This window comes from Rhodococcoides kyotonense (assembly GCF_900188125.1).
Classification (GTDB): domain Bacteria; phylum Actinomycetota; class Actinomycetes; order Mycobacteriales; family Mycobacteriaceae; genus Rhodococcoides; species Rhodococcoides kyotonense.
Genome location: NZ_FZOW01000004.1, coordinates 344,895 through 369,608 on the forward strand (window position 1 = coordinate 344,895; position 24,714 = coordinate 369,608).

Annotated in this window: 26 protein-coding genes; 4 read left to right on the forward strand and 22 right to left on the reverse strand. The window is 66.2% G+C overall.

The window, feature by feature from the left end:
* Positions 1–267: 267 nt before the first annotated feature.
* From lysS to ftsH, 14 genes are all read right to left on the reverse strand, one after another.
* Positions 268–1,785: a lysine--tRNA ligase gene (lysS, locus tag CHB96_RS09370; protein ID WP_089245328.1), complete on the reverse strand. Its 1,518-nt coding sequence runs from the start codon at positions 1,783–1,785 to the stop codon at positions 268–270.
* 123 nt (positions 1,786–1,908) lie between these two features.
* Positions 1,909–2,331: a rhodanese-like domain-containing protein gene (locus tag CHB96_RS09375; protein WP_089245330.1), complete on the reverse strand. Its 423-nt coding sequence runs from the start codon at positions 2,329–2,331 to the stop codon at positions 1,909–1,911.
* Complete coding sequence (locus tag CHB96_RS09380) at positions 2,328–2,867, reverse strand: cysteine dioxygenase (RefSeq protein WP_089245513.1); 540 nt, start codon at positions 2,865–2,867, stop codon at positions 2,328–2,330. Before CHB96_RS09380 ends, CHB96_RS09375 begins: the two co-directional genes overlap by 4 nt.
* A 147-nt stretch (positions 2,868–3,014) precedes the next feature.
* Positions 3,015–3,815, reverse strand: a complete 801-nt coding sequence (locus tag CHB96_RS09385; RefSeq protein WP_089245332.1) for a type III pantothenate kinase — start codon at positions 3,813–3,815, stop codon at positions 3,015–3,017.
* 2 nt (positions 3,816–3,817) lie between these two features.
* Positions 3,818–4,249: an aspartate 1-decarboxylase gene (gene panD, locus CHB96_RS09390; RefSeq protein ID WP_089245334.1), complete on the reverse strand. Its 432-nt coding sequence runs from the start codon at positions 4,247–4,249 to the stop codon at positions 3,818–3,820.
* Between the two features lie 9 nt (positions 4,250–4,258).
* Positions 4,259–5,158, reverse strand: coding sequence for a pantoate--beta-alanine ligase (panC, locus tag CHB96_RS09395; protein ID WP_089245336.1), 900 nt, complete (start codon positions 5,156–5,158; stop codon positions 4,259–4,261).
* Positions 5,155–6,069 (reverse strand): Rossmann-like and DUF2520 domain-containing protein, encoded by a 915-nt coding sequence (locus CHB96_RS09400; RefSeq protein WP_089245338.1) that lies wholly within the window; start codon positions 6,067–6,069, stop codon positions 5,155–5,157. The genes panC and CHB96_RS09400 overlap by 4 nt, the downstream gene beginning before the upstream one ends.
* Positions 6,070–6,196: 127 nt before the next feature.
* Positions 6,197–7,351, reverse strand: coding sequence for a DUF6779 domain-containing protein (locus CHB96_RS09405; protein WP_089245340.1), 1,155 nt, complete (start codon positions 7,349–7,351; stop codon positions 6,197–6,199).
* A 101-nt stretch (positions 7,352–7,452) separates the two neighbouring features.
* A complete protein-coding gene (locus CHB96_RS09410; RefSeq protein ID WP_089245342.1) occupies positions 7,453–7,920 on the reverse strand; it encodes a DUF3180 domain-containing protein in 468 nt (155 codons plus the stop codon).
* Entirely contained in the window at positions 7,917–8,432 is a 516-nt protein-coding gene (gene folK, locus CHB96_RS09415; RefSeq protein ID WP_089245344.1) for a 2-amino-4-hydroxy-6-hydroxymethyldihydropteridine diphosphokinase, read from the reverse strand. Before folK ends, CHB96_RS09410 begins: the two co-directional genes overlap by 4 nt.
* Positions 8,429–8,791 carry a dihydroneopterin aldolase gene (folB, locus tag CHB96_RS09420; protein ID WP_089245515.1) on the reverse strand — a complete coding sequence of 121 codons (363 nt, stop codon included), beginning with the start codon at positions 8,789–8,791 and terminating at the stop codon, positions 8,429–8,431. Before folB ends, folK begins: the two co-directional genes overlap by 4 nt.
* Positions 8,788–9,618: a dihydropteroate synthase gene (gene folP / locus CHB96_RS09425; protein WP_245865386.1), complete on the reverse strand. Its 831-nt coding sequence runs from the start codon at positions 9,616–9,618 to the stop codon at positions 8,788–8,790. Before folP ends, folB begins: the two co-directional genes overlap by 4 nt.
* Positions 9,615–10,253, reverse strand: coding sequence for a GTP cyclohydrolase I FolE (gene folE / locus CHB96_RS09430; protein ID WP_089245346.1), 639 nt, complete (start codon positions 10,251–10,253; stop codon positions 9,615–9,617). Before folE ends, folP begins: the two co-directional genes overlap by 4 nt.
* 84 nt (positions 10,254–10,337) lie before the next feature.
* Positions 10,338–12,947 carry an ATP-dependent zinc metalloprotease FtsH gene (ftsH, locus tag CHB96_RS09435; protein ID WP_089245347.1) on the reverse strand — a complete coding sequence of 870 codons (2,610 nt, stop codon included), beginning with the start codon at positions 12,945–12,947 and terminating at the stop codon, positions 10,338–10,340.
* Between the two features lie 369 nt (positions 12,948–13,316).
* On the opposite strand from ftsH, the gene CHB96_RS09440 reads away from it, so the two are divergent.
* A complete protein-coding gene (locus tag CHB96_RS09440) occupies positions 13,317–15,353 on the forward strand; it encodes a serine/threonine-protein kinase (RefSeq protein WP_245865388.1) in 2,037 nt (678 codons plus the stop codon).
* Between the two features lies 1 nt (position 15,354).
* Here CHB96_RS09440 and hpt read toward each other — a convergent pair whose 3' ends face one another.
* From hpt to dacB, 4 genes are read right to left on the reverse strand one after another with little or no spacing between them, the layout of a single operon-like run.
* On the reverse strand, positions 15,355–15,909 hold the full coding sequence (gene hpt, locus CHB96_RS09445; protein WP_089245519.1) for a hypoxanthine phosphoribosyltransferase: 555 nt from the start codon (positions 15,907–15,909) through the stop codon (positions 15,355–15,357).
* Between the two features lie 30 nt (positions 15,910–15,939).
* Complete coding sequence (gene tilS / locus CHB96_RS09450; RefSeq protein WP_089245349.1) at positions 15,940–16,935, reverse strand: tRNA lysidine(34) synthetase TilS; 996 nt, start codon at positions 16,933–16,935, stop codon at positions 15,940–15,942.
* Entirely contained in the window at positions 16,932–18,005 is a 1,074-nt protein-coding gene (locus CHB96_RS09455; RefSeq protein ID WP_089245351.1) for an Rv3626c family coenzyme F420 biosynthesis-associated protein, read from the reverse strand. Before CHB96_RS09455 ends, tilS begins: the two co-directional genes overlap by 4 nt.
* Positions 18,002–19,411 (reverse strand): D-alanyl-D-alanine carboxypeptidase/D-alanyl-D-alanine endopeptidase, encoded by a 1,410-nt coding sequence (gene dacB, locus CHB96_RS09460; protein WP_089245353.1) that lies wholly within the window; start codon positions 19,409–19,411, stop codon positions 18,002–18,004. Before dacB ends, CHB96_RS09455 begins: the two co-directional genes overlap by 4 nt.
* 132 nt (positions 19,412–19,543) lie before the next feature.
* On the opposite strand from dacB, the gene CHB96_RS09465 reads away from it, so the two are divergent.
* Together CHB96_RS09465 and CHB96_RS09470 are read left to right on the forward strand one after the other, a co-directional pair.
* A complete protein-coding gene (locus tag CHB96_RS09465) occupies positions 19,544–20,035 on the forward strand; it encodes an inorganic diphosphatase (protein ID WP_089245355.1) in 492 nt (163 codons plus the stop codon).
* A 45-nt stretch (positions 20,036–20,080) separates the two neighbouring features.
* Positions 20,081–20,551 carry a PAS domain-containing protein gene (locus CHB96_RS09470; RefSeq protein ID WP_089245357.1) on the forward strand — a complete coding sequence of 157 codons (471 nt, stop codon included), beginning with the start codon at positions 20,081–20,083 and terminating at the stop codon, positions 20,549–20,551.
* Positions 20,552–20,582: 31 nt separating this feature from the next.
* Here CHB96_RS09470 and CHB96_RS09475 read toward each other — a convergent pair whose 3' ends face one another.
* From CHB96_RS09475 to CHB96_RS09485, 3 genes are all read right to left on the reverse strand, one after another.
* A complete protein-coding gene (locus tag CHB96_RS09475; RefSeq protein ID WP_089245359.1) occupies positions 20,583–21,659 on the reverse strand; it encodes a GGDEF domain-containing protein in 1,077 nt (358 codons plus the stop codon).
* 72 nt (positions 21,660–21,731) lie between these two features.
* On the reverse strand, positions 21,732–22,196 hold the full coding sequence (locus tag CHB96_RS09480; protein ID WP_089245361.1) for a MarR family winged helix-turn-helix transcriptional regulator: 465 nt from the start codon (positions 22,194–22,196) through the stop codon (positions 21,732–21,734).
* A 7-nt stretch (positions 22,197–22,203) separates the two neighbouring features.
* The gene (locus CHB96_RS09485) at positions 22,204–23,031 is read right to left on the reverse strand and encodes a crotonase/enoyl-CoA hydratase family protein (RefSeq protein WP_089245363.1); all 828 of its coding nucleotides are present in this window, start codon (positions 23,029–23,031) and stop codon (positions 22,204–22,206) included.
* A 121-nt stretch (positions 23,032–23,152) separates the two neighbouring features.
* Between CHB96_RS09485 and CHB96_RS09490 the strand changes: the two genes are divergently transcribed.
* Entirely contained in the window at positions 23,153–23,653 is a 501-nt protein-coding gene (locus tag CHB96_RS09490) for a 2-oxo-4-hydroxy-4-carboxy-5-ureidoimidazoline decarboxylase (RefSeq protein ID WP_089245365.1), read from the forward strand.
* A gap of 4 nt (positions 23,654–23,657) precedes the next feature.
* On the opposite strand, the gene fepB is transcribed toward CHB96_RS09490, so the two are convergent.
* Positions 23,658–24,668 (reverse strand): Fe2+-enterobactin ABC transporter substrate-binding protein, encoded by a 1,011-nt coding sequence (gene fepB / locus CHB96_RS09495; protein WP_245865390.1) that lies wholly within the window; start codon positions 24,666–24,668, stop codon positions 23,658–23,660.
* Between the last annotated feature and the right edge of the window lie 46 nt (positions 24,669–24,714).

Here is a 24,714-nt window from a genome sequence, read left to right on the forward strand (position 1 = left end):
CACTCACCCACCAGGTCTTTCCAGCACCACACTTTGCGGTAACACGGGGTCGCTCGGCATTGAAGGTGTTACGTCGACGCGTGATGCGTCTGCGCCTCCAGCTTCACTGTAGTTGGCCGGTGGTGCGCTTGCCGACCCTCGGTCCCGGAAACAGCTCCGGTTCTCGGTGCCGCCCGGGGCCCTCTATGCCTGCTTACCGTTCATAACGCGTCCACGGGCGGTTTCGTTTCCTGTTCGCTGTCCGCTGCTGGCGAACAAGAACCGTCGCTACTTCGACGGCTTCACGATGGGGAACAGGATGGTCTCGCGTATCCCCAGACCGGTGAGCGCCATGAGCAGCCGATCGATTCCCATGCCGGTACCGGTCGTCGGCGGCATACCCTGTTCCATCGCAGCCAAAAAGTCCTCGTCGAGAACCATTGCCTCGTCGTCGCCCGCGGCGGCCTGGCGTGCCTGATCCTCGAAACGCTCACGCTGGATGACCGGGTCGACGAGCTCGGAATAGCCGGTCGCCAGCTCGAATCCGCGAACGTAGAGGTCCCACTTCTCCGTGACGCCGGGGATGCTCCGGTGCTGCCGCGTCAACGGCGACGTCTCGACCGGGAAGTCTCGCACGAACGTCGGGGCGAACAGATCGTCACCGACCTGGTGCTCCCACAATTCCTCGACGAGCTTGCCGTGTCCGTAGATCGGCTTGCCGTCCTTGCGGGGAACCTCCAGCCCGACCTTCTCCGCGAGAGCGAGAAGCTCGTCGACGCTCGTGTCCGGGGTGACCGTGACGCCGATCGCCTCCGACAGCGACGGATACATCTCGAGCGTCGTCCATTCGCCACTCAAGTCGTAGGTGGAACCGTCGGGAAGTACGACGACCTGTGTGCCGAGGGCGGCTTGCGCGACTTCCTGGATCAGCTCGCGCGTCATCTTCGCCGAGTCGTCGTACGTGCCGTAGGCCTCGTACGTCTCGAGCATCGCGAATTCGGGTGAGTGCGACGAGTCGGCGCCTTCGTTGCGGAAGTTGCGGTTGATCTCGAAGACCTTCTCGATGCCACCGACGACGCACCGCTTGAGGAACAGTTCCGGCGCGATGCGCAGAAAGAGATCGGTGTCGAGTGCGTTGGAATGCGTGACGAACGGACGCGCCGCAGCACCACCGTGCAGCGTCTGCAACATCGGCGTCTCGACCTCGAGGAAACCGCGGCGTTCGAGCGCACTCCGCAGCTCACGAACGACGGCGATGCGCTTGCGCGCGACCTCACGGGCCTCGGGGCGCGTGATCAGGTCGAGGTAGCGCTGACGGATGCGCGTCTCCTCGTTCAACTCCTTGTGCGCGACGGGCAGCGGACGCAGCGCCTTCGACGCCATCTGCCACGCGTCGGCCATGACGCTGAGCTCACCGCGTCGACTCGAGATGACCTCACCGTGTACGAACACGAAGTCACCGAGGTCGACGTCCGCCTTCCACTCCGTCAGCGACTCCTCGCCGACGCCTGCCAGGCTGATCATCGCCTGCAGCTGGGTGCCGTCACCCTCCTGCAGTGTCGCGAAACAGAGCTTGCCCGTGTTGCGCACGAAGATGATGCGGCCGACGACACCGACGAGCCGACCCGTGGTGGTGTCGGGCTCGAGGTTCGGGTAGAGGGTGCGGATCTCGCCGAGCGAGTGAGTGCGGGCCACCGAGACCGGGTAGGCCTCCCGGCCCTGCTCGAGCAGCCGGTCCCGCTTGGCACGACGAATCCGTAGCTGTTCCGGAGTGTCGTCGATCGTGGGGGAAGCTGCATCAGTCACAGGCACACACTTTATCCGTCGCCCCCGACAATCGAAGAACCGCCCAACCAGGGCCGAGGACCGTGCACATCCGCACGGCCACGCGCATGCACATGCATGTGCGTGGGGAGCGGGGAGGACGCGTCAGTGCGACGCGACGGCCTCTGCCTCACGCACGCAGTGCTTGGCCTGTGTGAGCACGCCGAGCAAACCGGCGGACTTCAGTGCTTGATAGCCGCCGACCAGGTCGGTTGCCTTCGTCAGACCCAGCTCCTGCAACGACGCAGCCGCCAGCGACGACGTGTAGCCCTCGGAGCAGATGACGATCCATTCGACGTCGTGATCGACTGCTACTGCCAGCCGCGCATCACTCGTCGGGTCGAGACGCCATTCGAGGACGTTGCGTTCGATCGCGAGTGCGCCCGGAAGGGTTCCCTCGATCGCTCGCTGAGCCTGGGGCCGGATGTCGACGACGATCGCGCCGCGTGCGACGGCGTCGCGAAGCTCGAAGACGGTGATGCGGTCGATCTTGGTGCGAGCCTGCTCGAGCATTTCGACGATGGTCATTTGGAAGGTCCTTCGGGTTCGTCGGTGAGCTCGGTGCGAGTACGTCGAAGTGCCGACTTGTCGGTCACCTCGTAGTAGGACATCGCGGTCAGAGGAGGCGAGTAGGCGTGCACGCTCAGCGTCGGGCCCGTCGTGATCGACGCGGGTGCGCGCATCACGTCGTGAACCCAGCCGAGCGGGAAGGACGCCTGATCTCCGGCGTCGAGGCGGCGGCGTTTCAAACCGTCTCCGGCCCAACGGTATTCGACGAGCGAACCGCTGAGAACCGTCAACGCACCGAGCGAACCTGCATGATCGTGAAGTTCGGTCGAGCGGTCGGGGACCCAGCTGATGAGCCAGACGTCGAGGTCGTCGTCGGAGTGCAGTCGTCTCGCCCAACGCTCCTCGGTCGGCCACAGGCCGCCATCGGGCAGAAGTTGGTCGAAACGCCCCTCGAGGACATCGGCAGCACCCTGATCGGTGATGCGCAGCAGGTCATGAGGTCGCAGTCGAGTCGGCAGCGTCAGCTGCGGCGAAACAGACGGAGCTGCAGACAGCGCAGATGCAGAAAATACAGGTGTGGAAAGCACGGAAACTACTCCAGGGTAGGCAATTGAACGAGGCAGCGGTCAGCCTCGACAACACTCCTGGGGTCCCATGCACATCATCACGCCGACGATTCTTACACAGCACTTGCGATTGCGCTAGCGCCCGCGCCTTTTCGCCAGATTCCGCTCGTACACCAGGCGTAGGCCTTCGAGCGTCAGATCCGGCTCGTGATGCTGGATCGAGACGCTCTCGTCCATGATGAGCGGGGCACTGTCACCGGTGCCGATGACCGCGACGTCCGTGCCCGAGAACTCCGGCAGCTCGCGCCTGACGCGCCCGACCAGGCCGTCGACGAGGCCGGCGAATCCGAACACCGCCCCCGCCTGCATGCACTCGACCGTGTTCTTGCCGACGACCGATCGAGGGCGGATCAACTCGACCTCGCGCAGCGCAGCGGATCTCGACGACATTGCCGCCGTCGATATCTCGAGCCCCGGCGCGATGGCTCCGCCGAGGAACTCACCTTTCGCCGACACGACGTCGACACACGTCGTCGTGCCGAAATCGACGACGATACAAGCACTTCCGTACAGATCGTGTGCCGCGAGAGTGTTGACGATCCGGTCTGCTCCGACTTCTTTCGGATTGTCCACGAGCAGAGGGACACCCGTCCGCACTCCGGGCTCCACGACGACGTGCTGCACGTGCTTCCAATACCTGGTGAGCATCGTGCGCATCTCTCGCAGGACCGACGGAACCGTCGACAGTGCCGACACACCGGTGATCTGGTCGACGTCGTCACCGAGGAGCCCACGGAGCATCAGCGCCAGTTCGTCGGCGGTGACACGAGGGTCGGTGCGCATACGCCAGTCTCGATGCAGCTTCGAGTGGTCTCCACTTCCGGTGAAGAGCCCCAACGTCATCGACGTGTTGCGCACGTCGATCGCGAGCAGCATCGCTACACCGCGACGGTGTCGGCGCGCAGCGTGCGCGGGCTGATCAGCCCCGAGCCCTCCGGCGCGTACGCGGGGTCTGCACCCAGCACGACGGGCTTGTTCTTCTCGTCGACGAACACGACGCGCGGATCGTAGTCCTTGCACTCCTGCTCGTTCATGACGCCGTACGCGATCAGGATGACGAGGTCACCCGGATTGACCAGATGTGCTGCGGCACCGTTGATTCCGATGACGCCACTGCCACGCTCACCGGTGATGACGTACGTTTCCAGGCGTGCGCCGTTGTCGATGTCGACGATGGTGACCTGCTCACCCTCCAGCAAGTCCGCCGCGTCCATCAGGTCCTTGTCCACGGTCACCGAGCCCACGTAGTGAAGGTCGGCGTGCGTCACCGTCGCGCGGTGGATCTTGGATTTCATCATCGTGCGAAACATGTTCTCTCCCTACGCCGTTGATTCTGCATGCTCTAGAAAACCGGTTCCCACGGCAACTCCCACGTTGTCGATCAGCCGCGTCGTGCCGACCTTCGCTGCGACGAGCAGACGCCCATCGCCACGTTCGGGCGCAGGACCGAGATCCACGCCTCGTAGTTCCAGGTAGTCGACGTCCACCTCGGGCCGAGTGTCGAGCACTCCGCGCGCGGTCGCGAGGATCGCCTCCGCGCCACCGGCCGCGGCATGCGCGCCTGCGACGAGCGCAGCCGACAACACCATGGCCGCCTCCCGTTCGTCGGCGCCGAGATACCTGTTGCGCGACGACAGCGCGAGGCCGTCCTGCTCGCGAACCGTCGGAACGCCGAAGATCTTGACGTCGAAGTTCAAGTCCCGCACCATCTGTCGGATCAACGTCAGCTGCTGGTAGTCCTTCTCTCCGAAATACGCCGCGTGCGGGGCTGCGATCTGCAGCAGCTTGGCGACGACCGTCAGCATCCCCGCGAAATGCGTAGGGCGCGAACCGCCTTCGAGCTCACTTCCGAGCGGACCGGGATGAATCGTCGTACGCGGACCCGCCGGGTACATGTCCGTGGCCGACGGCGCGAAGACGATGTCGACGCCCTCGTCACGCAGAAGCTCGACGTCGGCGTCGAGAGTGCGCGGGTACGCGTCGAGATCCTCGCCGACGCCGAACTGCAGCGGGTTGACGAAGATCGACACGATCACGACGGCACCGGTACGCCTGGCCTGGCGGACCAGGTGGATGTGCCCGGCGTGCAACGCGCCCATCGTCGGCACGAGCGCAACCGTCTTCCCGACGGCCCGCAGCGCCTTCGATACCGAGGTGACAACGGCCGGATCGTGATGGATCGTCAACTCCCCCGCCTTGTAGCTGCCTGCCAGGGTCATCGTTCACCTTCCAGAAATTCGACGAGCTCGGACTTCGAGCCGATCTTGTGTGCCGCGCGCAGCGCGAGAGCCCGGTACTCGTCGGCGATACCGGGATCGACCGAGTCGAGCGACGTCAGATGCGATGCGACTGCGTCGACGTCGCCGCGGGCGACCGGCCCGGTCAGCGCGGACTGACCGCGTCGCAGCGTGTTCTCGAGCGCTGCCGTGACCAACGGCGCGAGAACTCGGACCGCCGTGTTCGGATCCTTGTCGATCCCCGGAAATCCAGGACCCTCGAGAGCCACACCGAGGGCATCCAACGCGTCGGCGACGACGGTGACCAGATGATTGGCACCGTGCGCCAATGCTGCGTGATAGAGGAGACGGTTCTGTTCGGACACGTGCACCGGCTCGCCGCCCAGTTCGAGTACGAGAGCCTGCGCGACGGCGTACCCGATCTCGTCGGCGGCAGTGACGCCGAAACACGCGGACGACAGTCGATCGGTGTCCTCGGGCTCACCGGTGAAGGTCATCGCCGGGTGGATGGCCAGCGGGATCGCACCGAGCGCGGTGAGCGGCGCGAGAATCGAGATGCCGTTGGCTCCCGATGTGTGCACGACGAGCTTGCCCGGCGCGACCGCACCCGTCGACGCCAAACCTGCAGCGATGGAAGCGAGTTCGGTGTCGGGAACCGCGAGTACGAGAAGCTCGGCGCGACGAGCTACCTCGTCGACCGGCAAGATCTCTGTGTCGGGAAGACGAGTGGTGGCTCGCTCGACGGAGTCTGCGGATACAGCGGAACACGCGACAACGACATGTCCGACGCGTTCCAGCGCCTCGCCGACAGCAGTTCCCACACGGCCCGCGGACACGAGTCCCACGGTGAGGCGTGCAGGTGCGATGTCGGCGGTGAACTCGGATGAGGTCACCGATAGATCCTCTCGTTCGTTCCAGTCCCGCTCGGCGGGTACCAGACGTCCTTCGGAAAGGATAGCGGCAGACTGCGCCGACCGGCCATGGGCTTGAGCCGTGATCTATTTCACGGCCGAAGCTGCCTCACTCGGCGCGACGGCGATGCCTCCGAGCCGACGGTTCGTTGCCCGACTGCAGACCGGCCATGATCTCAGCGACGGATCGGCCGTTCGAATGAGCTCCTGCCACGTCGTCCTCGGGCTCGGCGCGACGACGACGCCGCGGAGCGGCTGGAAGATCTGCGTCCGCCGCGAACGAGGGCTCGGGCTCCTCCGCCACGGCAACCGGCTGAGGCTCGGGCTCGGGAACGGGCTCGGGAACGGGCTCCGGCTCGGGAGCGACGACGACCGGCGTCGGCTCGGGAGCCGGGGCGGGTACGGGGGCCGGCTCGGGCTCGGGTTCCGGAATCGACGGAGGTCCAGCCGGCGATCCGACGGGCTCGTTCACGAGCGGCGAGATCGGTGCCCGCGGCGGCGTCGGTGCTCGTCGACCGGCACCAGGGGCGCGAGTCTCTGGTGTCACGCGCTCGGAACGACGGCGGTTCGGCGTATAGGTCGCGTACCCGGCCGTCGCCGGGTCCTCGCTGCCGATCGGCGCGTCCGGGTACAGCACGGAGGTCTCGGCGGTGACGGGCTCGTCGAACGGTGTCGCGAGTCCCGCGACCGGTGAGCTGTCGGCATCGGTGTTGTTGCCGCCCTGACGGTCGGGCGCCCCACCGGGGACGTACAGCCCCGACGCTGCAGGCTGGTAGCCGCCGTAGCTGCGGCCGCCGAGTTCTTGAACCCGCGTCGCTTCCGCGCGCAGTGCGACGCGTTCGGTGGGCAGGTTTCCGTCGAACAGCAGCTGCAGATTCTCGCGCAGGTGCGCCAGCTCGGCACGGAGCGCGGCGACTTCGCTGGTCTCGAGCTGCACTTCGCCACGCACCCGAGCCTCGACGCCCAACTCGTACTCGCGTCGGGCAGAGATCTCACGTGCGAGCTGCAGCTCGTACACCGTCTGCAGATCCTTGGCTTTTGCTCGGTCGGCCACTGCGTCGCGCCGGTACTTCGTCATGGCGAAGGCGCCGACGATCGCGGCCCACAAAGCCGAGACGAGGCCGACGCGCAACCATTGAACGTTCTCGCTGAACAGCAGCAGCGCACTGGCTGCGATGCCGAACACCACCAGAGCGGCGATGAACAGCTGGCTCGCACTGCGCCGCGGACGGCGGGTCGCTTTCGCGCGAGTCGGTTCGGTCATGGCAACCAGGGTAGCTGGCGAATCGGCCGACAAAGGCCAAGCTGAATCGAGCCACCACGGGACTCGTGTCGACCCGGGTGTTCACCGGGTGTGCGCGACGCTCACGATGTGGGTTCGTCGGGCGAGTCGTCGGGTGTTCGGCAGCAGTGCTCGAGCCACAGAGCAGCGCCGACGAGCGCAGCACCCGCGACGAGACCGACGACTGCACCGGCCCGGTCGGATGCGGCGGCCCGCACTGTCGACACCATCGGCAGGACATGTAACAGGAAGCCGATCCACACTCCGGCGGCCGCGGCACCGACCAGCGCCGACGCCTTGGCCAGCGCCAATGCACGAGCAGCGGTGATCGGATGGATCTGGGCCGGCCCGTCGCCGATCTGCCGTTTGTCGACGCGCGAGCGGATCACGAACGCGAGGACGACCTCGACCACTGCGACCGGGTACAGCGATGCACCTGCGTAGACCGGGATCGGCGGGAGCGAACCGTAGAACGTGCGCACCAACAACCAGGTGGCCACGGCCGCGATGACGGCGAGTGCGACCAGATCCCAGACACGGGTCGGTTTCACGTGGGCTCCGCTGTGTCGAGAGTCATGTCGGTGCGTCGTACGCCTGCGCGCTCTTCCTCGCTCAGCGCGCTCAGCCAGTCGGCGAGTGCGAGCGTGGTGCCGTCAGCCTCGAGCGTTGCCGACGGGTCCACGTCGAGCCACGGAATCAGCACGAACGCACGCTCGTGTGCGCGCGGATGCGGCAGCAGCAGTTCGGGGTCGTGGCTCACGACGTCGTCGCACACGACGATGTCGACGTCGAGGCTGCGAGGTCCCCATCGCTCCACGCGAACTCGATCGGCGGCTTCCTCGCAAGCGCGGGCGAAGTCGAGCCACTCCCGCGGGCTGCTGGCGGGATCGTCGGCGAGAAGCGCTGCGTTGAGAAAATCCTGCTGCTCGACGCCTCCCCACGGCGCCGTCGAATAGACAGCCGATGCGGCGACGAGGTGAGACCCCAGCGCTGTGACGACCGATCGCAGGTGCGCGAGCGAATCTCCGACGTTGCTGCCGATCGACAGCACCGCGCGACTCACGCACGACTCCGGTGTGCGACGACGGCGACATCACCGAACGTCAGCGGAATCGGCGCCGACGGTTTGTGCAGGACCACTTCGACGGCGTCGACGCGCTCGTCGGCCATCACGCCGTCGGCGATCTCGGCGGCGACGGTCTCGATGAGGTCGCGCGGCGGGCCCGCGACGATCTTCGCGGCGGCTTCGGCGAGCTCGCCGTAGTGCATCGTGCGTGTGAGGTCGTCGGTCTCGGCGGCGGGGCGCAGGTCCATCCAGACCGTGATGTCGACGACGAAGTCCTGGCCGTCACGTTTCTCGAAGTCGAAGACCCCGTGATGCCCGCGGACGACGAGTCCACGCAGTTCGATCCGATCGCTCATGCGCCCGCAGCCTGCCATGCGGCGACCACGGCGACCGCGTCGAGGGAGGCTCGCGCGTCGTGCACTCGGACGCCCCACGCGCCTCCTGCGACGGCGAGTGCGGACACGACCGCGGTGGCGACCTCACGACCCGCAGGCGGGCGGGGGGTGCCGTCGTCGGCGAGAAGGGATCCGAGGAACCGCTTGCGCGACGCCCCGATCAACACCGGCATTCCCAGTTCGACGAACGTGGGCAACGCATGCAACAACTGCCAGTTGTGCGATGCGTTCTTGGCGAAACCGAGACCCGGGTCGAGGACGATGTTCGACGCGTCGACTCCGGCAGCCAAGGCCAGATCCACCTGTTCCAGCAGCTCACGCCGGACGTCGGCGACGACGTCGTCGTACCGGTCCGCGGCGCCTGCATGGACGTAGTCCCCTGCCGAACGCCAGTGCATCAGGACCCAGGGCACACCGGCGTCGGCGACGACACGAGCCATGTCCGGATCGGCGCGACCACCCGAGACGTCGTTGACGATGGACACGCCAGCCTCGATTGCCGCAGCGGCGACGGATGCACGCATCGTGTCGACGCTCGTCGTGACCCCGTGTCGAGCCAGAGCAGCGATCACCGGTGCGACGCGTCCGGCCTCGACGTCGGGTTCGACACGGGCCGCACCGGGCCGGGTGGATTCACCGCCGACGTCGACTATGGCAACACCGCTGTCACGCAGTTCGAGCCCGTGTTCGACGGCGGCGTCGAGGTCCAGATAGCGGCCACCGTCGGAGAACGAGTCCGCGGTGACGTTGAGAACACCCATGACGACGGGCGCGGCGGGAACACTCATTTGCGAAGGATGAGATCCAACGCTTCGGACCGCGACGCGGCGCTCGACTGCAGCAGCCCCCGGACCGCCGACGTCGTCGTGCTAGCCCCTGGCTTGCGAATGCCACGCATCGCCATGCACAGATGCTCGGCCTCGATGACGACGATCGCCCCACGCGGATCGAGCTTGCGCATCACGGCGTCGGCGATCTGGCTGGTCAGCCGTTCCTGGACCTGGGGACGCTTGGCGTACAGGTCGACGACGCGAGCCAGCTTGGACAGACCGGTGACCTTGCCTGCCTTGCCAGGGATGTATCCGACGTGCGCGACGCCGTGGAACGAGACGAGGTGGTGCTCGCACGTGGAGAACATCGGGATGTCGCGTACGAGCACCAACTCCTGGTGACCCTCGTCGAACGTCGTGTTCAGCACCGAGTCCGGATCGGTGTAGAGGCCACCGAAGATTTCCCGGTACGCCCGCGCGACACGAGCGGGTGTGTCGAGGAGACCGGGGCGATCCGGGTTCTCGCCGACGGCGATGAGCAGTTCACGTACTGCTGCTTCTGCCCGTGGCTGGTCGAACCGACGCCCGGTTTCGACTGCGACGACGTCGTTCACCACGGCTTCGCCGTCTTCGTCGACATGCCTGACTGACACCAAGATCGCACCTCCGTTGGCGGGGTAGGGAAAGACCCCAGGATTCTTCGTCAGCCTATCGCCCGGGCAAAAGAGGAGAACGAGCTAGTGCTGCCCGTTCGGCCCCTCCCAGCGCTGGGTGCGTGGGCCGCCCTCGTCGTCACGTCCGGACTCCGAGTCGTCGGCGCGTCGCTCCGGGTTCAGCGGCATCCCGCTGAGCGGGTCCCACTGCTGCGTCGACGGTCCCTCGTCGCGGTTCTCACGCGGCTCGGGTGCCTGATACTCGGGCGCCTGATTCTCGGGCGCACGGTTGTCGGGTGCGCGGTACTCCGGCGGCTGATACTGCGGCGGCTGATATTGCGGTGGCTGGTACTGAGGCGGTTGGTACTGCGGAGGCTGATACGTCGGCTCGGTCGGTGTCGGACCGGAGCCTGCCTGATCGCGCGGAGGCCATCCTGGTGCCGACCAGCCGGCGGGTGCGCCGTAGTCGGGCCGTGACCCCTGCGGACGAGGCTCGGGCGCGCGGTAACCACCACCGTTGTTGCCCTGACCGTGGGCGGGTCCACCGTTGTACGGGCTGACACCCTGGGTGTGCTGGCCATGCGAGCCGTTGTTGGGTGCACCGTGGTTCGGTGCGCCGTTGGGGGCGCCGTTCTGGTACCCACCGTTGCGGCTGCCCGAATGCGCGTCCGGCCCCTTGCTCAGCTGCGGTGAACCGGCGTAACTCGGCTGCGGTAACTGTTGCGGCGGAACAACTTTGGGCGCAATCGGCTGCGGAGGCCACGGCTCTCCGCGCTCGAGCGCGAGTTCGCGCGGCGTCTTCACCGGCGGCTTGTCCGACGGCACACGCTCACCGAAGTCGTTGAACGTGGTGATCCGCGGACGCTTGGTGACGCTGGTGAAGATCTGCTCCAGGTCCTTGCGCGTCAGGGTCTCGCGTTCGAGAAGCTCGGTCGCGAGCGTGTCCAACACGTCGCGGTATTCGTTGAGAATTGCCCACGCCTCGGTGTGCGCGGCCTCGATGAGCTTGCGCACCTCCTCGTCGATCTCGCGAGCTACTTCGTGCGAGAAGTCGGACTGCACGCCCATCGACCGTCCGAGGAACGGGTCGCCCTGCTCCTGGCCGTAACGCACGGCACCGAGCTTGCTGCTCATGCCGTATTCGGTGACCATCGCACGCGCGATCTTGGTCGCCTGATCGATGTCCGACGACGCACCGGTGGTCGGCTCGTGGAACACGAGCTCCTCGGCAGCGCGGCCACCCATCGCCATGACGAGGCGTGCGATCATCTCGGACCTGGTCATCAGGCCCTTGTCGTCCTCGGGCACGGTCATCGCATGCCCGCCGGTACGACCACGCGCAAGGATCGTGACCTTGTACACGGGCTCGATGTCCGGCATCGCCCACGCGGCGAGCGTGTGCCCGCCCTCGTGGTACGCGGTGATCTTCTTCTCGTGCTCGCTGATGATGCGGCTCTTGCGACGCGGCCCACCGACGACGCGGTCGACGGATTCCTCCAGCGCAGCCTCGGTGATGACCGTGCCGTTCTCGCGTGCGGTGAGCAGCGCGGCCTCGTTGATCACGTTGGCCAGGTCTGCACCGGACATCCCGACGGTTCGCTTGGCGAGACCTTCGAGGTCGGCGTCCTGCGCGACGGGCTTGCCCGCCGAATGGACCGCGAGGATCGCGCGACGACCGGCGAGGTCGGGGGCACCGACCGGGATCTGACGGTCGAAGCGACCTGGACGCAGCAGAGCGGGGTCGAGGATGTCGGGTCGGTTGGTCGCGGCGATGAGGATGACGCCGGTGCGCTCACCGAAGCCGTCCATCTCGACGAGCAGCTGGTTGAGCGTCTGCTCACGCTCGTCGTGGCCGCCGCCCATACCGGCACCACGCTGACGACCGACGGCGTCGATCTCGTCGACGAAGATGATGCACGGGCTGTTCTGCTTGGCCTGCTCGAACAAATCGCGGACACGCGACGCACCGACACCGACGAACATCTCGACGAAGTCCGAACCGGAGATGGTGAAGAACGGGACACCGGCTTCGCCTGCCACCGCGCGAGCGAGCAGGGTCTTGCCCGTTCCGGGAGGCCCGTACAGCAGCACGCCGCGGGGGATCTTCGCGCCGAGCGACTGGTAGCGGGCCGGGTTCTGCAGGAAGTCCTTGATCTCGTACAGCTCTTCGACGGCCTCGTCGGCGCCCGCGACGTCCTGGAACGTCGTCTTCGGCATGTCCTTGCTGAGCTGCTTGGCCTTCGATTTGCCGAAGCCCATGACTCCGCCGCGGCCACCACCCTGCATGCGACTCATCACGAAGATGAACAGTCCGAGCAGGATGACCATCGGGAGAACGAACAGCAGCAGCGACGAGAACCAGCTGTCCTGCGAGACGACGGTGTTGTAGCTCTCCAGGCCGTCCTCGTTGACCTTGTCGAAGATGGTCTGCGACGCGGAGTCCGGGTACTTCGCGAGAATCTGAGTCTCGCCCTCGGTGGCGTCGTTCCCGTTCTTCAGTTCGAGGCGGACCTGCTGCTCACGGTCGTCGATCTGCGCGGACTTCACGTTGCTCGAATCGAGCTGCGCTATCGCCACGGACGTGTCGACGGTCTTCCAGCCACGAGTGTCGTTTCCGAAGTAGCTGAAGGCATAGATCACCAGCAGAATGCCGAAAACGATGGCCAGGTTCCGTATAACTGTCTTCCGATTCATACAGCTTCAGCCGAGACGGCCTCGTCCTTTCCAGTCTGCTCCGATGAGCGGCTTCCGGCCGCGCACCGGATGCTCAAGGCTACCGCGAACGCCTGCCCCGGGCCCGAAGTGCGTCGGGCACCCAGCGCTGCGTCGATACGCCCAGAACGCCTGACGGCGCAACACGCTACTTCGATGTACAACGCTCATCCCACCCATCAGGTTCCCGCCCACCGTCCATCCCACCCATCAGGTTCCCGCCCACCGTTCCCCCGCCCATCAGGTCCCACCCGTCGTTCCCCCGCCCATCAGGTCCCACCCGTCGTGCACTCCCGATCGATGGTCGATCAAACGGCACGATAGTCCCCGAGCGGGTCTATCGTAGTTTCCGTGCAGCCAGGCTCGGAACGAGTCACGGAGAATCAGGACAGCGCCCCGGCCGCATCGGACGGCTCGCCGACGCTGCAGGCATCGCTGTTCGATGTCGACGCAGGCCCTGAAACCGCGCGGGCCGACACCCAGGCCGACGCCACCCCTGCCGACACCGCCCAAGCAGGCGTGACCCCGGATGCCACCGGCACCTCCACCGCCGATCTGTCGTGGACGCAACCGGGCAAGCGCGACGAGCTGGAGGATCTGGACGTCGGCGATCGGTTGGACGATTTCGATCTGCTGATGGGCCTGGGCCGTGGTGCGTTCGCCCGCGTCTTCCTGTCTCGTCAGCGGTCGATGCAGCGCATCGTGGCGGTCAAGATCTCCGAGGACCGCGGCAGCGAACCTCAGACTCTCGCTCAGCTCGATCACGACTACATCGTGCGCGTGTTCGATCAGCGGGTTCTTCCGGACAAGCAGTTGCGGTTGCTGTACATGCAGTACCTGCCCGGCGGGACGTTGCTCGACGTACTGGTACGCACACGAGGGATCCCTGCTTCCGAGCGTTCGGGACAGACGCTGCTCGACGCCGTCGACACGGCCATCGAGCTCAAGGGCGGGCTCACTCCGACGGATTCGACTGTGCGTCAACATCTCTCGACACTGTCGTGGCCGGAGACCGTGGCGTGGCTCGGCCGTCGCCTCGCCGAAGCGCTGAACTACGCAGGTGAACGCGGTGTGCTGCACCGCGACATCAAACCGGCGAACGTCCTGCTCACCGCCGAGGGCGTGCCGAAGCTGGCCGACTTCAACATCAGTTTCAGCGAGAGCGTCAAGGGAGACAGCCCCGTCGCCTACTTCGGCGGATCGCTGTCGTACATGTCGCCCGAGCAACTCGAAGCCTGCCATCCCGGAAAGCCAGGCGCCGCAGAGGATCTCGACACCAGAAGCGATCTGTACTCGCTCGGGGTCGTGCTGTGGGAACTGCTGACCGGCGACAAACCGTTCGACGAGGCCGACGTCGGCCCCACGGCAGGCGACCGAACCACCATCGACGGGCTGTTGACGATGCGCCTGGCCGGCGTCGAGGACACGGCGCTCACGTCGTTGCCCGCTGACTGCCCGACGACGCTCCGGCGCGTCCTCCTGAAGTGCCTGGCACCGAATCCCGACGACCGGTGGCCGACCGGGCGAGAACTCGCGCAACAGTTCGACCTGTGTCTCGACGCGCATGCCCGCGATCTGGTGGATCCGCCGCCGTCGAGTCCTCGGCTGAGGCTGCGTCCGTTCACCGTTCCCGTGATGACGGCGGCCATCGGCATACCCAACATGATCGCCGCGGTCTACAACTACCAGCACAACAAGGCGCTCATCATCAGTGATCTGTCGGCGGAGGCGCAGTCGCGATTCGAAGCGGTGAGCACGCTGATCAACGGCGTGTGCTGGCCGCTCGGTCTTGCGCTGATCCTGTTCTGCGGACGACGCGTGCTGGCGGTACCGCATGCGTTGCGCAAGGGGCGTGCCGTGTCCGAGGAACGCCTGGCGCTCACCCGCACCGACACACTGCTCATCGCCGACCGAGTGGTCGCGGTGTGTCTCGGCCTGTGGATCGTTGCGGCCATTGCGTATCCGGTGTCGCTGCAGATCGCGGCCGGATCGATCCCGCCGAAGGCGTTCGTGCACTTCTTCGCGTCACTCGGGGTGTGCGGCGCGATGGCGACCGCCTACCCGTTCTTTCTGGTGTCGCTGTTCACGATTCGATGTCTCTACCCGTCGCTTCTGCCGTACGGTCACGCCGACAGCGAGGACACGAGGCGACTGCAGGCGCTCGACCGCCGTAGCGTCGTCTACCTGGCGATCGCGGGTTCGATACCCCTCGTCGCCGTCGCGGGTCTCACTTTCGTTCCGGCAGAGGACATTCCGGACATCATCGACGTGGTACGTGTCGTGTGCGTCGGAGGCATAGCGGCATTCGTCGCGTCGTACTCGATCTTTCGGCTGCTCGAGCGCGACCTACGGGCGTTACGACGCGTGGTCTCGAGAGACAACTACTGACTCAGCCGCCGTAGACCTTGGGGGCGAGGGTGCCGATGTACGGCAGGTCGCGGTAGCGCTCGTTGTAGTCGAGGCCGTATCCGACGACGAACTCGTTGGGGATGTCGAAGCCGACATTGGCGACCTCGACGTCGACCTTGATCGCGTCGGGCTTGCGCAGCAGCGTCACGACCGACAGCGATGCCGGGTTACGCGTCGCGAGGTTCCGCTTGAGCCACGACAGGGTCAGACCCGAATCGATGATGTCCTCGACGATCAGAACGTTGCGGCCGTTGATGTCACGGTCGAGGTCCTTCAGGATCCGCACGACGCCGGACGACGACGTCGACGAGCCGTACGAGCTCACCGCCATGAATTCGAGCTGCGTCGGGATGGGCAGTGCTCGCGCGAAGTCGGTCATGAACATGATGGCACCCTTGAGGACACCGACGAGCAGGAGATCTCCTTCAGGGCTGCCTTCGGGATAGCGCTTGGCTATTTCCTCGGCCAGCTCCGCGGTGCGCGTCCTGATCTGTTCCTCGGAAATGAGAACTGACTCGATATCGCCCTCGTACACGGCGCGTCCCTTCATAGGTTCTCTTGGCGTTCACACTGTTCCCGACCGGCCGGAATCCCGCAGACTCCATTCGAGCTCTGCTGCAAGCCTGCCATGTCGACGCCGGACCACCAACCTCGCACCGGCCGGTCCGCCTCCGACCGCGACTCCACCTTGCCCGCGCCAGTCGACGAGAAGACCGTCGATGGTCCGTAACTGCTTGTCCGACAACGCATGTGCGCCGACGTCGTGCAGCCATGCGCGAACTGCCCTGCGCCGCAGTGCAGTGGGCGCGTCGGCGACGGTGCTCACGTCGAGTTCGCGACCCGCACGTGAGCGCGTGAGCAGATCATCAGCGAGGTCGTCGAGAACGGCCGAGTCCTCCCGCAGCTGAGCGGCGGTGCGCGCCAGCGCAGGTGCGACGCCTCCGCCGAGGATGTCCTCGAGCAATGGCAACGCCTCCAGCCGCAGGCGAACGCGCGTGAAGTCCGGATCGACGTTGTGCGGATCCTCGAAGGGCGTGAGGCCGAGCTCGACGCACGCGGCCCGCGTCACCGCTCGCCGAACCCCGAGCAACGGACGCCCCCACGGCGCATCCCACTCCGCCATGCCTGCGATCGAGCGCGGCCCCGACCCGCGTGCGAGACCGAGCAACACCGTCTCGGCCTGGTCGTCGAGGGTGTGCGCGACGAGAACGTGCGCACCGTCTCGTGCGTCGTCGAGCGCCCGGTATCGGGCCCGCCGCGCCGCTGCTTCCATCCCGCCTGCCCCGTCGACGTCGACCGGGAGAACCGTCGCGTCGATGCAGCCGAGCACACGGGCCGCCGACGCGGCCGCGTCGGCGACATCCCTCGACCCGGGCTGCAGACCGTGATCGACGACGAGAGCGCGCACCGACGGCGTTTCGGCGACGGCGGCGGCCGTGAGCGCGAGCGAATCCGCGCCGCCGGACAGAGCAACGACGACGGGTCCCGGCCTCGCGACGAACCAGGCTCTGACCGCATGCCGGATCTCGAGGATCGCCCGGCCCTCGGGCAACCGCGTCATGCCAGAACGCGGGCGATCCACCGGTCGGGATCTTCGATCTCGTCGAGCAGCGGCAGCGTCGTGCGATCGGTCCAGACGGTGTTGAACCGATCCATCCCGACCTTGCCGACGACGTGGTCGACGAATGCCTTGCCACGCACGTACTGCGCCATCTTCGCGTCCATCCCGAGCAGCGCCCGAACCAACCGCTGCAACGGATTCTGCTTGCGTCGGCGACGCCCGTCGAAAGCGCTGCGAATCTGCGCGACGGCAGGCACGACGGACGGTCCGACCGCATCCATGACGTGATCGGCGTGCCCTTCCAGCAGCGTGCCGAGCACCAAGAGCCGGTCTATCGCGTCGCGCTGCTCGGGGGCCTGCGTTGCCCGCAGCAGTCCGACGATTCCCGCGTCCTCGGCCTTGTCCGATTGCCGACGGTTCTTCAGCGCTGCGGTGAGCCGGTTCGCGAACTCGGCCATCGGCTCGTCGACGCCGTCGGACAACACCGCGACGGAACTGCGCATGTATTCGCCGAGCCAGGGCGCCGACGAGAACTGCACGCGGTGGGTCACCTCGTGCAGGCAGACCCACAGTCGAAAGTCACTGGGCGGCACACGAAGAGCGCGTTCGACGGCGATGACGTTGGGCGCCACGAGCAGCAACGTCCCGTGTTCACCGGTGAAGGGGTCGTACTGGCCGAGGATCGCACTGGACAGAAACGCGAGCATCGCGCCTGCCTGCAGCCCTGCGGGCTTGCCCGCGAGCAGTCCCGACGGCTCGGAGTCCTCGTCGCCGGTCAGGTGCTTCATCGACGCCGCGGCCGCGTCGATCCAGCCGGCGCGGTCGACGATTCGCGCCTGCGGAACGGGGAGGCCGTCGGCCAGTCCGGTGGTCTCACGCACCGGGCCCTCCGCGCGTACGGACGCGTCGGCGAGCTCGGTCACGACGGCATCCGCGGTGTACCGGGACGTCGACGGCTCTCTCGGGGCGAGTTTGGCCCCGGTCCTGGCCGCGAGCACCCAGTCCACCGACGAGCCGAACCCCGGCGACTTCTCGGCATCCGCGTCGGTCGTCGGCAACCACAGTGTCATCGGCAACCACACATCCTCAATGTCGACGCCACGGCGTCGAGCGCAGGCCTGCTGATCTCGGGTGGACGGTCGTTGGACATCAAGGCGAACGTCAACGTTCTGCCGTCGACGTCGACGACGAATCCGGCGAGAGCACTCGCTGTCGACAGTGTGCCAGTTTTCGCGCGGATCCATCCCGCACCGATGCGATCGGCGCTGGCATAGCGGTCGGACAACGTGCCGGTGGCACCGGCGATCGGCAGGTAGTCCAGCATCGGACGCAGCTCGGACTTTCCGGAACCGGCCGCGGACGTCATGATCTCGTCGAGCAGTCGCGCCGGAATCAGATTGTCGACCGACAGCCCGCTCGTGTCGTGCAGTTCGGTGCCGCTCAGGTCGTAGCCGGCCGTGAACAGAGTCTGCCCGATCGAGTCGATCGCCCCGGTGAACGACGCCTCCGCGTTGGTCTCGATGGCGATCTCACGTCCGATCGCCTCGGCGAGGACGTTGTCGGAACGGCCGAGCATCTGACCGAGCCGATCACGCAACGGCGCGGACTGCACACTCGCCACCTGATCCGCTCCCTCGCCCGCCGAACCGATCGCCACACGTGCCGGATCGATGCCGAGACCACGTGCAAGCGCACGGCCTGTGTCGAGAGCGGGTTCTGCGCTGCGCGGCGACTCGTCCTCGGTCGGGATGGATCGACCGCCGTCGAGCATGATCGGCTCGATCGGAGTGATGTATCCCGCAGCGACATCGGGCGCGAACCAGCCCTGAGCCATTGTCGATCCGCTGTAGGCGGACGTGTCGACGACGATCCTGTCGACGGGTGTGCCCGACTTCGCGATCTGCTCGACGAGGTCGTCGATGCGAGCGGCGCCCGGGTAGAAACCGGGGGTCCCGACGGGTTGCGCGGTGAGCGTCGGATCGCCGCCTGCGACGAGCACGATCTCCCCCGGCGTCGTGCCCTTGACGACCTTCGTCGTGACGCGGTGTTCCTGTGGCAGAGCCAACATCGCGGCTGCTGCTGTCAGCACCTTCGTCGTCGACGCGGGTGTCCTCGGTGCGTCGGGGTTCGACGACCACAGCACGTCGCCGCTGGCCGCGTCGGCGACGACTCCGCTGAACGCTCCGAGATCCGCGGATCCGACGACGGGAGCAAGCGCGGCCGTCAGTGCAGCCTCCGTCGGCTTCGGCGCCGTGTCCGGATACGGCACGATCGACGGCACGGGCAGCACCGGATCGGGCTCCGGCGAAGACTCCCGATCGGCGACGGCATCCGATGCCGTCGGGACGATCGCCGCTACCGCGACGCCTCCCGCTGCGACGACGACGACAGCCACCAGAACGAGGAGGATGCGGCTTCTGCGTCGTCGCCGACCGGCGGTGGGACCGAGAATTCGCTTGGTCAAGCCCGCCAACATTCCTCCATCTGCTTCGAGCTCTGCCGGGTCGGCAGTTCATCCAACAGTATCCTCGGGTCCGGTACGCTTGCGCCGCGAAGCATCATGCGTCGTTCATGACGCACGACACGAAGAGAAGAGCGAGGGCTGCACGTGCCGTTCGACGTCACCATCGAGATCCCCAAGGGTCAGCGCAACAAGTACGAGGTCGACCATGTCAGTGGTCGCGTTCGTCTCGACCGCTACCTGTACACGGCGATGGCATACCCGGCCGATTACGGCTTCATCGAAGGCACACTCGGCGAGGACGGCGACCCGTTGGACGCATTCGTTCTGCTGCCCGAGTCCGTCTTCCCCGGCGTCATCGTCGAGGCTCGTCCGGTCGCGATGTTCAAGATGGTCGACGAAGCAGGCGGCGACGACAAGGTTCTGTGCGTGCCGGCAGGCGACAAGCGCTGGGATCACATCCAGGACCTCTCCGACGTCTCGACGTTCGAGCTCGACGCGATCAAGCACTTCTTCGTCCACTACAAGGACCTGGAGCCGAACAAGCACGTCACGGCCGCCGACTGGGTGGGCCGCGCCGAGGCAGAAGCCGAAATCGCTGCGTCGTTCAAGCGTTTGGCGGACAATCCGGAACACTGAGTCTTTTCGGACTCGAAACGAAAAAAGCATCAGGTGGGGAGAGATATGACGGACAGCAATTCGGCCGGCAGCGCTGTCGGCGGAGGTGGCGAACGACGCAATGCCGATTCGCGACCCATTTCCGATCCGGCGCAGTTCCCCGATTTGCCGGTCACGGTCGTTCTCGACCGCATCCCGGTGCCGATTCTCGCTGTCGATCCGAGCGGTGCCATCGTCTTCGCCAACGAGGCGTTCGACGAGCTGTTCGGCACCGATCGTTCCGAGCGCTCGGATTTCCACCTGCACGACATCTTCCCCGATCAGGCCCCCGAGGGGGTCAACGTGGCGGACATGTTCCTGACGACGGTTGCGACGCGCGCCGATTCGCTGTGGCGCATGACCGACAAGTCCGGGGACGTCGTGCAGGTGCGAGCCAGCAAGTCGATCCTGCGCCGGGCCGAGGACACCGTCGTGCTCGTCGCGCTGGAGGATTTCACCGATCAGCTCTGGAACGACCCCAAGAGCGCCCTGCGCTGACCGTTCTCGCGGGTGAGGCTCGGATCGGGCCTCACCCGGTGAACACTCTTGCTTGATTCCCGCCCGACCGTTTGGCGTCGTACATCGCGGTGTCGGCCTTCAGCAGAGCGGCGTGCACCATCTCCGCGGCTTCGTCCGCGTCGAGCGCGCGCCACGCGTCCACGGAGATCAGTGAGGCGCCGACACTCCCCGTCACCGCAATCTCGTCCTGTGTCCGATCGAGCGTCGACCGTAGTTCTTCTGCCAGGACGAGTGCGTCCGATGGAGTCGACACCGACGCGACCGTGAATTCCTCACCGCCGGTGCGGGCCACGCATGCCCTGGGCGACACTGCTGCCGAGAGACGCCGAGCCGTCGATTTCAACACTCGGTCCCCTGCTGCGTGGCCGAAGGTGTCGTTGACATTCTTGAACCGATCGAGGTCGACGACCGCGAGCACGACGGTCCGGCCGCCCGGACAATCACCGAGCAGCCGTTCGAGGCGAAGATCGAATCCACGCCGATTGAGCAGTCCCGTGAGCGAATCGGTGTTGGCGAGATCGAGTTGCGTCTTGATGACCGCTCGAAATGCGATGACCGAGTTGACGACGAGCAACGCGACGAGCGCCTGTGCGATCACCGCCGACAGATCCTGCTCGTGTTCGAGGTAGGCCCCGACCGCAAGGACGAGGATCACCAGGCTGACGAACACGGCGTGTGCGCGAAGCACCCGTCGGCTGGAGAAATACGCGATGTAGGTGCCGATGACGGCGAACAGCGACGTCACCGACAGTGCAAAGCCGCGAGACGTGAAGGTGAACAGCACGATCGCCACGCCGATGTCGGCGTAGAACACGAACCACCCCGGCATGCGGGCGACGCGAATGCCTCGACGCAGCCACCACGCACCGACGGGAATGGTCGATGCCAACACGACGGCGCACAGGATTCGGCTACCGACCGTGACCGGGCCTTCCTGCGAGAACAGCACGACGGCACCGATCACGGCGAAGAACGGAACGAGAATCGCGATACCGAGCCCGACCCGGCGCTCGAGTCTCGTGGCGGGGGTGTTGGTCTCCAGGATGCGCAGCGGTCCCGGCGTCCACCGACCAAGCATTCCGGGCATCTCGCCCCCTCACCGGCATTTTTTCGGCACCGACGCTGCCACCACGGCGGTGTCCGACGACACGGACGAGCCTCAGACTCTACCGCCGCGTACTGCGTGCAGATCGGGCTTGACCCGTTCCCAGTCCGTCAGGAATCTGTCCAGCAGCTCGACCAAACGGGCGCGATCGGGGTCCGACCAGTCCTCGATGACGCGTGTGAGGTTGGCGGTGCGTCGTTCCTGGATCCGACGCGCGACGTCCCGACCGGATTCGGTGACGGCCAGAACGTAGGCCCTGCCGTCGGTCTCGTCGCGCAACCGTTCGACATGGCCACGATCGACGAGCTGCGCAACCTGCCTGCTGACGGTCGACGGATCCGAGTCGACCATCGCGGCCAATGTGCTCGAGCGCATCGGCCCGTCGGTCAACAGCCGGAACAGGCAGACGAACGCTGCCCCTTCCACACCACCCGACTCGTCCTTCAACTGCGCGAGTTTGCGTTCGCGGATCCGCTGGAGTCGGACCAGCTGGCTACCGAGTTCTTCGGCGTATTCCACTTGTCTCTCAGCTCCCGGTGAATTTCGCGGGACGTTTCTCGAACACCGCGGTGATGGCCTCGGTCAGGTCGTTCGACGCGAGGAACGCAGCATTCCAGGCAGCGACGTATCGGAGGCTGTCGTCGACGGCCGCCGACCGTGAGTGGTCGAGGACGGTCTTGACGCCCTGGACCACCAGCGGCGGGTTGGCGGCGATGTCGGCCGCGGTGGCACGCGCACCGGCGAGGAGGGCTTCCGCGTCGTCGAACACGTCGTTCACGAGTCCTATCTTCTCGGCGCGCGCAGCGTCGATGTCCTTGCCGGTCAACGCAAGTTCACGCAGGTGCCCGTCACCGATGATCGCGGGAAGGCGGGCAAGCGATCCCATGTCGGCGACGATCGCGACCTTCACTTCGCGCACGCTGAACTTGGCATCTGCACTGGCGTACCGGATGTCGGCGGCGCTGATGAGGTCGAGTCCACCGCCGATGCACCACCCCTGCACCGCGGCGACGACGGGTTTGCGGCAGTCGGCAACGGCGTTCGTCGCCAGCTGCATGCGCTTGATCGTGTCGTGGAACGTGGTGCGAGGCGCGGCGAGCGCCTTGTCCGCCATCAGCGGCGCGAACTCGCCGCCCATCGCCGCGAGGTCGAGTCCGAACGTGAAGTGCTTGCCCGATCCGGCGAGCACGATCGCGCGGACGTCGGGATCGGCGTCGAGCTGGGCGAACAGCTGCGGACACTCGCTCCAGAAATCGGGCCCCATCGCGTTGCCCTTGCCCGGCCCCAGCAGCGTCACCTCCGCCACGTGGTCGGAAATCTCGACCGAGAATGCCTTCCAGCTGTGTTCCGTCATGGTGCCGAGCCTAATGGAGGCCGCCCGACGGGTGAGCACGCTGTGTTACGCCGCGTAACACCTGGGCTAACACCGCGCTGAACTCTTTGAACACCCCACGTCCGCAGCTCATCATCGATCCATGATGATGCATCAGGGTCTGGGGTTGGAAACGTTCAACGACCTGCCGCGTCGCAAGGCGGTGCATGCGTTGTACGAATGCTGCGGCTCGGTGACGTGGGCATCGCAGGTGGCCGACGGGCGGGCATACGCGTCGTACTCGGATTTTCTGACGCGGGCCGATGTGGAACTCGGCGAGCTGTCCGATCGCGACGTCGACGTCCTCGCGTCGACGCACCCGCCGATCGGACGCACGTGCGCCGGCTTGGATGCGGCGACGCAGAGCGTCCTGATCGACGCGTGTCGGATGTACGTCGAGCGATTCGAGTTCGGCTACATCGTCTGCTCGGTGGCACTGCAGTCCGACGGCGACGCCCCTCGCGCCGTTCTGATGGATCTCGGCCATCGACTCGACAACGACCGGGACACCGAACGCAAGGTGATGCGCGAGGAGTTGGCGAAGATCAACCGCGCTCGGTTGCAGAAACTGCTGGGCCCCGAGGGCGGTTGGCCTCCGTACTGACGCTTTACGCGGTTAACTGCTCCTGCAGCCGCTCGACGAAGTTGGTCGCGCTGTAGTAGTCGAGCCGGAAGCTGTCGAGGCCGGCGTCGTAGACGTGGCGTTCGGTCACGGCAGGCGTCTGCGCGAGTTGCGGATCGGCCAGGTACGCAGCCACATCGGACTCGTCGGCGTTGACCAGTACGACGGTGGTGCCGGTGAACGCGCGGCTGTAGTTCTCGGGTGAGACGGAGACGATGTCCTTGCGCGTACCCATGCTGTTGTCGCCGAGGACGGCGTCGGGCAAGTCCGCGAGAGTGAAGCCCAGGTCGACGAGCAGCTTGCCTTGCGCCGACTCGTCGGTCCACACGTTCGACGATTCCGCGCCGTTGTAGACGAGCGCTGTCGTGGGCTGCGGAGGCAAGTCGATCGCGTCCTTGGCCGACGTCACGGTCTCGTCGAACTGCGCGATGACGTCCGCGGCGTCCGATTCATGACCGGTCGCTTCACCGAGAACGGTCGCGACGTCCTGCCATGTCTTGTTGCCGTAATCGACGACGATCGTCGGAGCGACTGCGCTGAGCTGGTCGTACAGGTCGATCGCGGAATCGGCGCCGGTCTTGGAGACAAAGATCAGATCGGGATTCTGGGTGACGATCCGCTCGACGTCGATGTCGACCGACGAGATCGGTTCGATGCCGCGTTCGGCGGCGATGTCTCCCCATTGAGTGAAGAAGCCCTGCGAGTCGGCGACCTCGGTATCGGGAGACGTTGCGCCACTGGCGATGACAGGTGCGTCGATGGCGAGGAGTCCCCCGGTCAGCGTGACCGACGTCGACACGATCCGCTCGGGTGCGGCAGGGATCTCGACAGGCCCCTGCTCCGTGTCCACGGTGCGAGGCCATGCGCCGTCGCTTGCCGCCGACGTGGGTGCGTCCGCCGCGTCGGATTCTTCCGAGGATCCACACCCGACGAGGGCCACGGTCGCGGCCGCGATCACCGCCGCGGTGCGGGCCAGGCCGCTTCTTGTTCCGAACACGTGTGAAATCCCTTTCGATAAGAGGTTAGGCTTACCTGATGCTAAA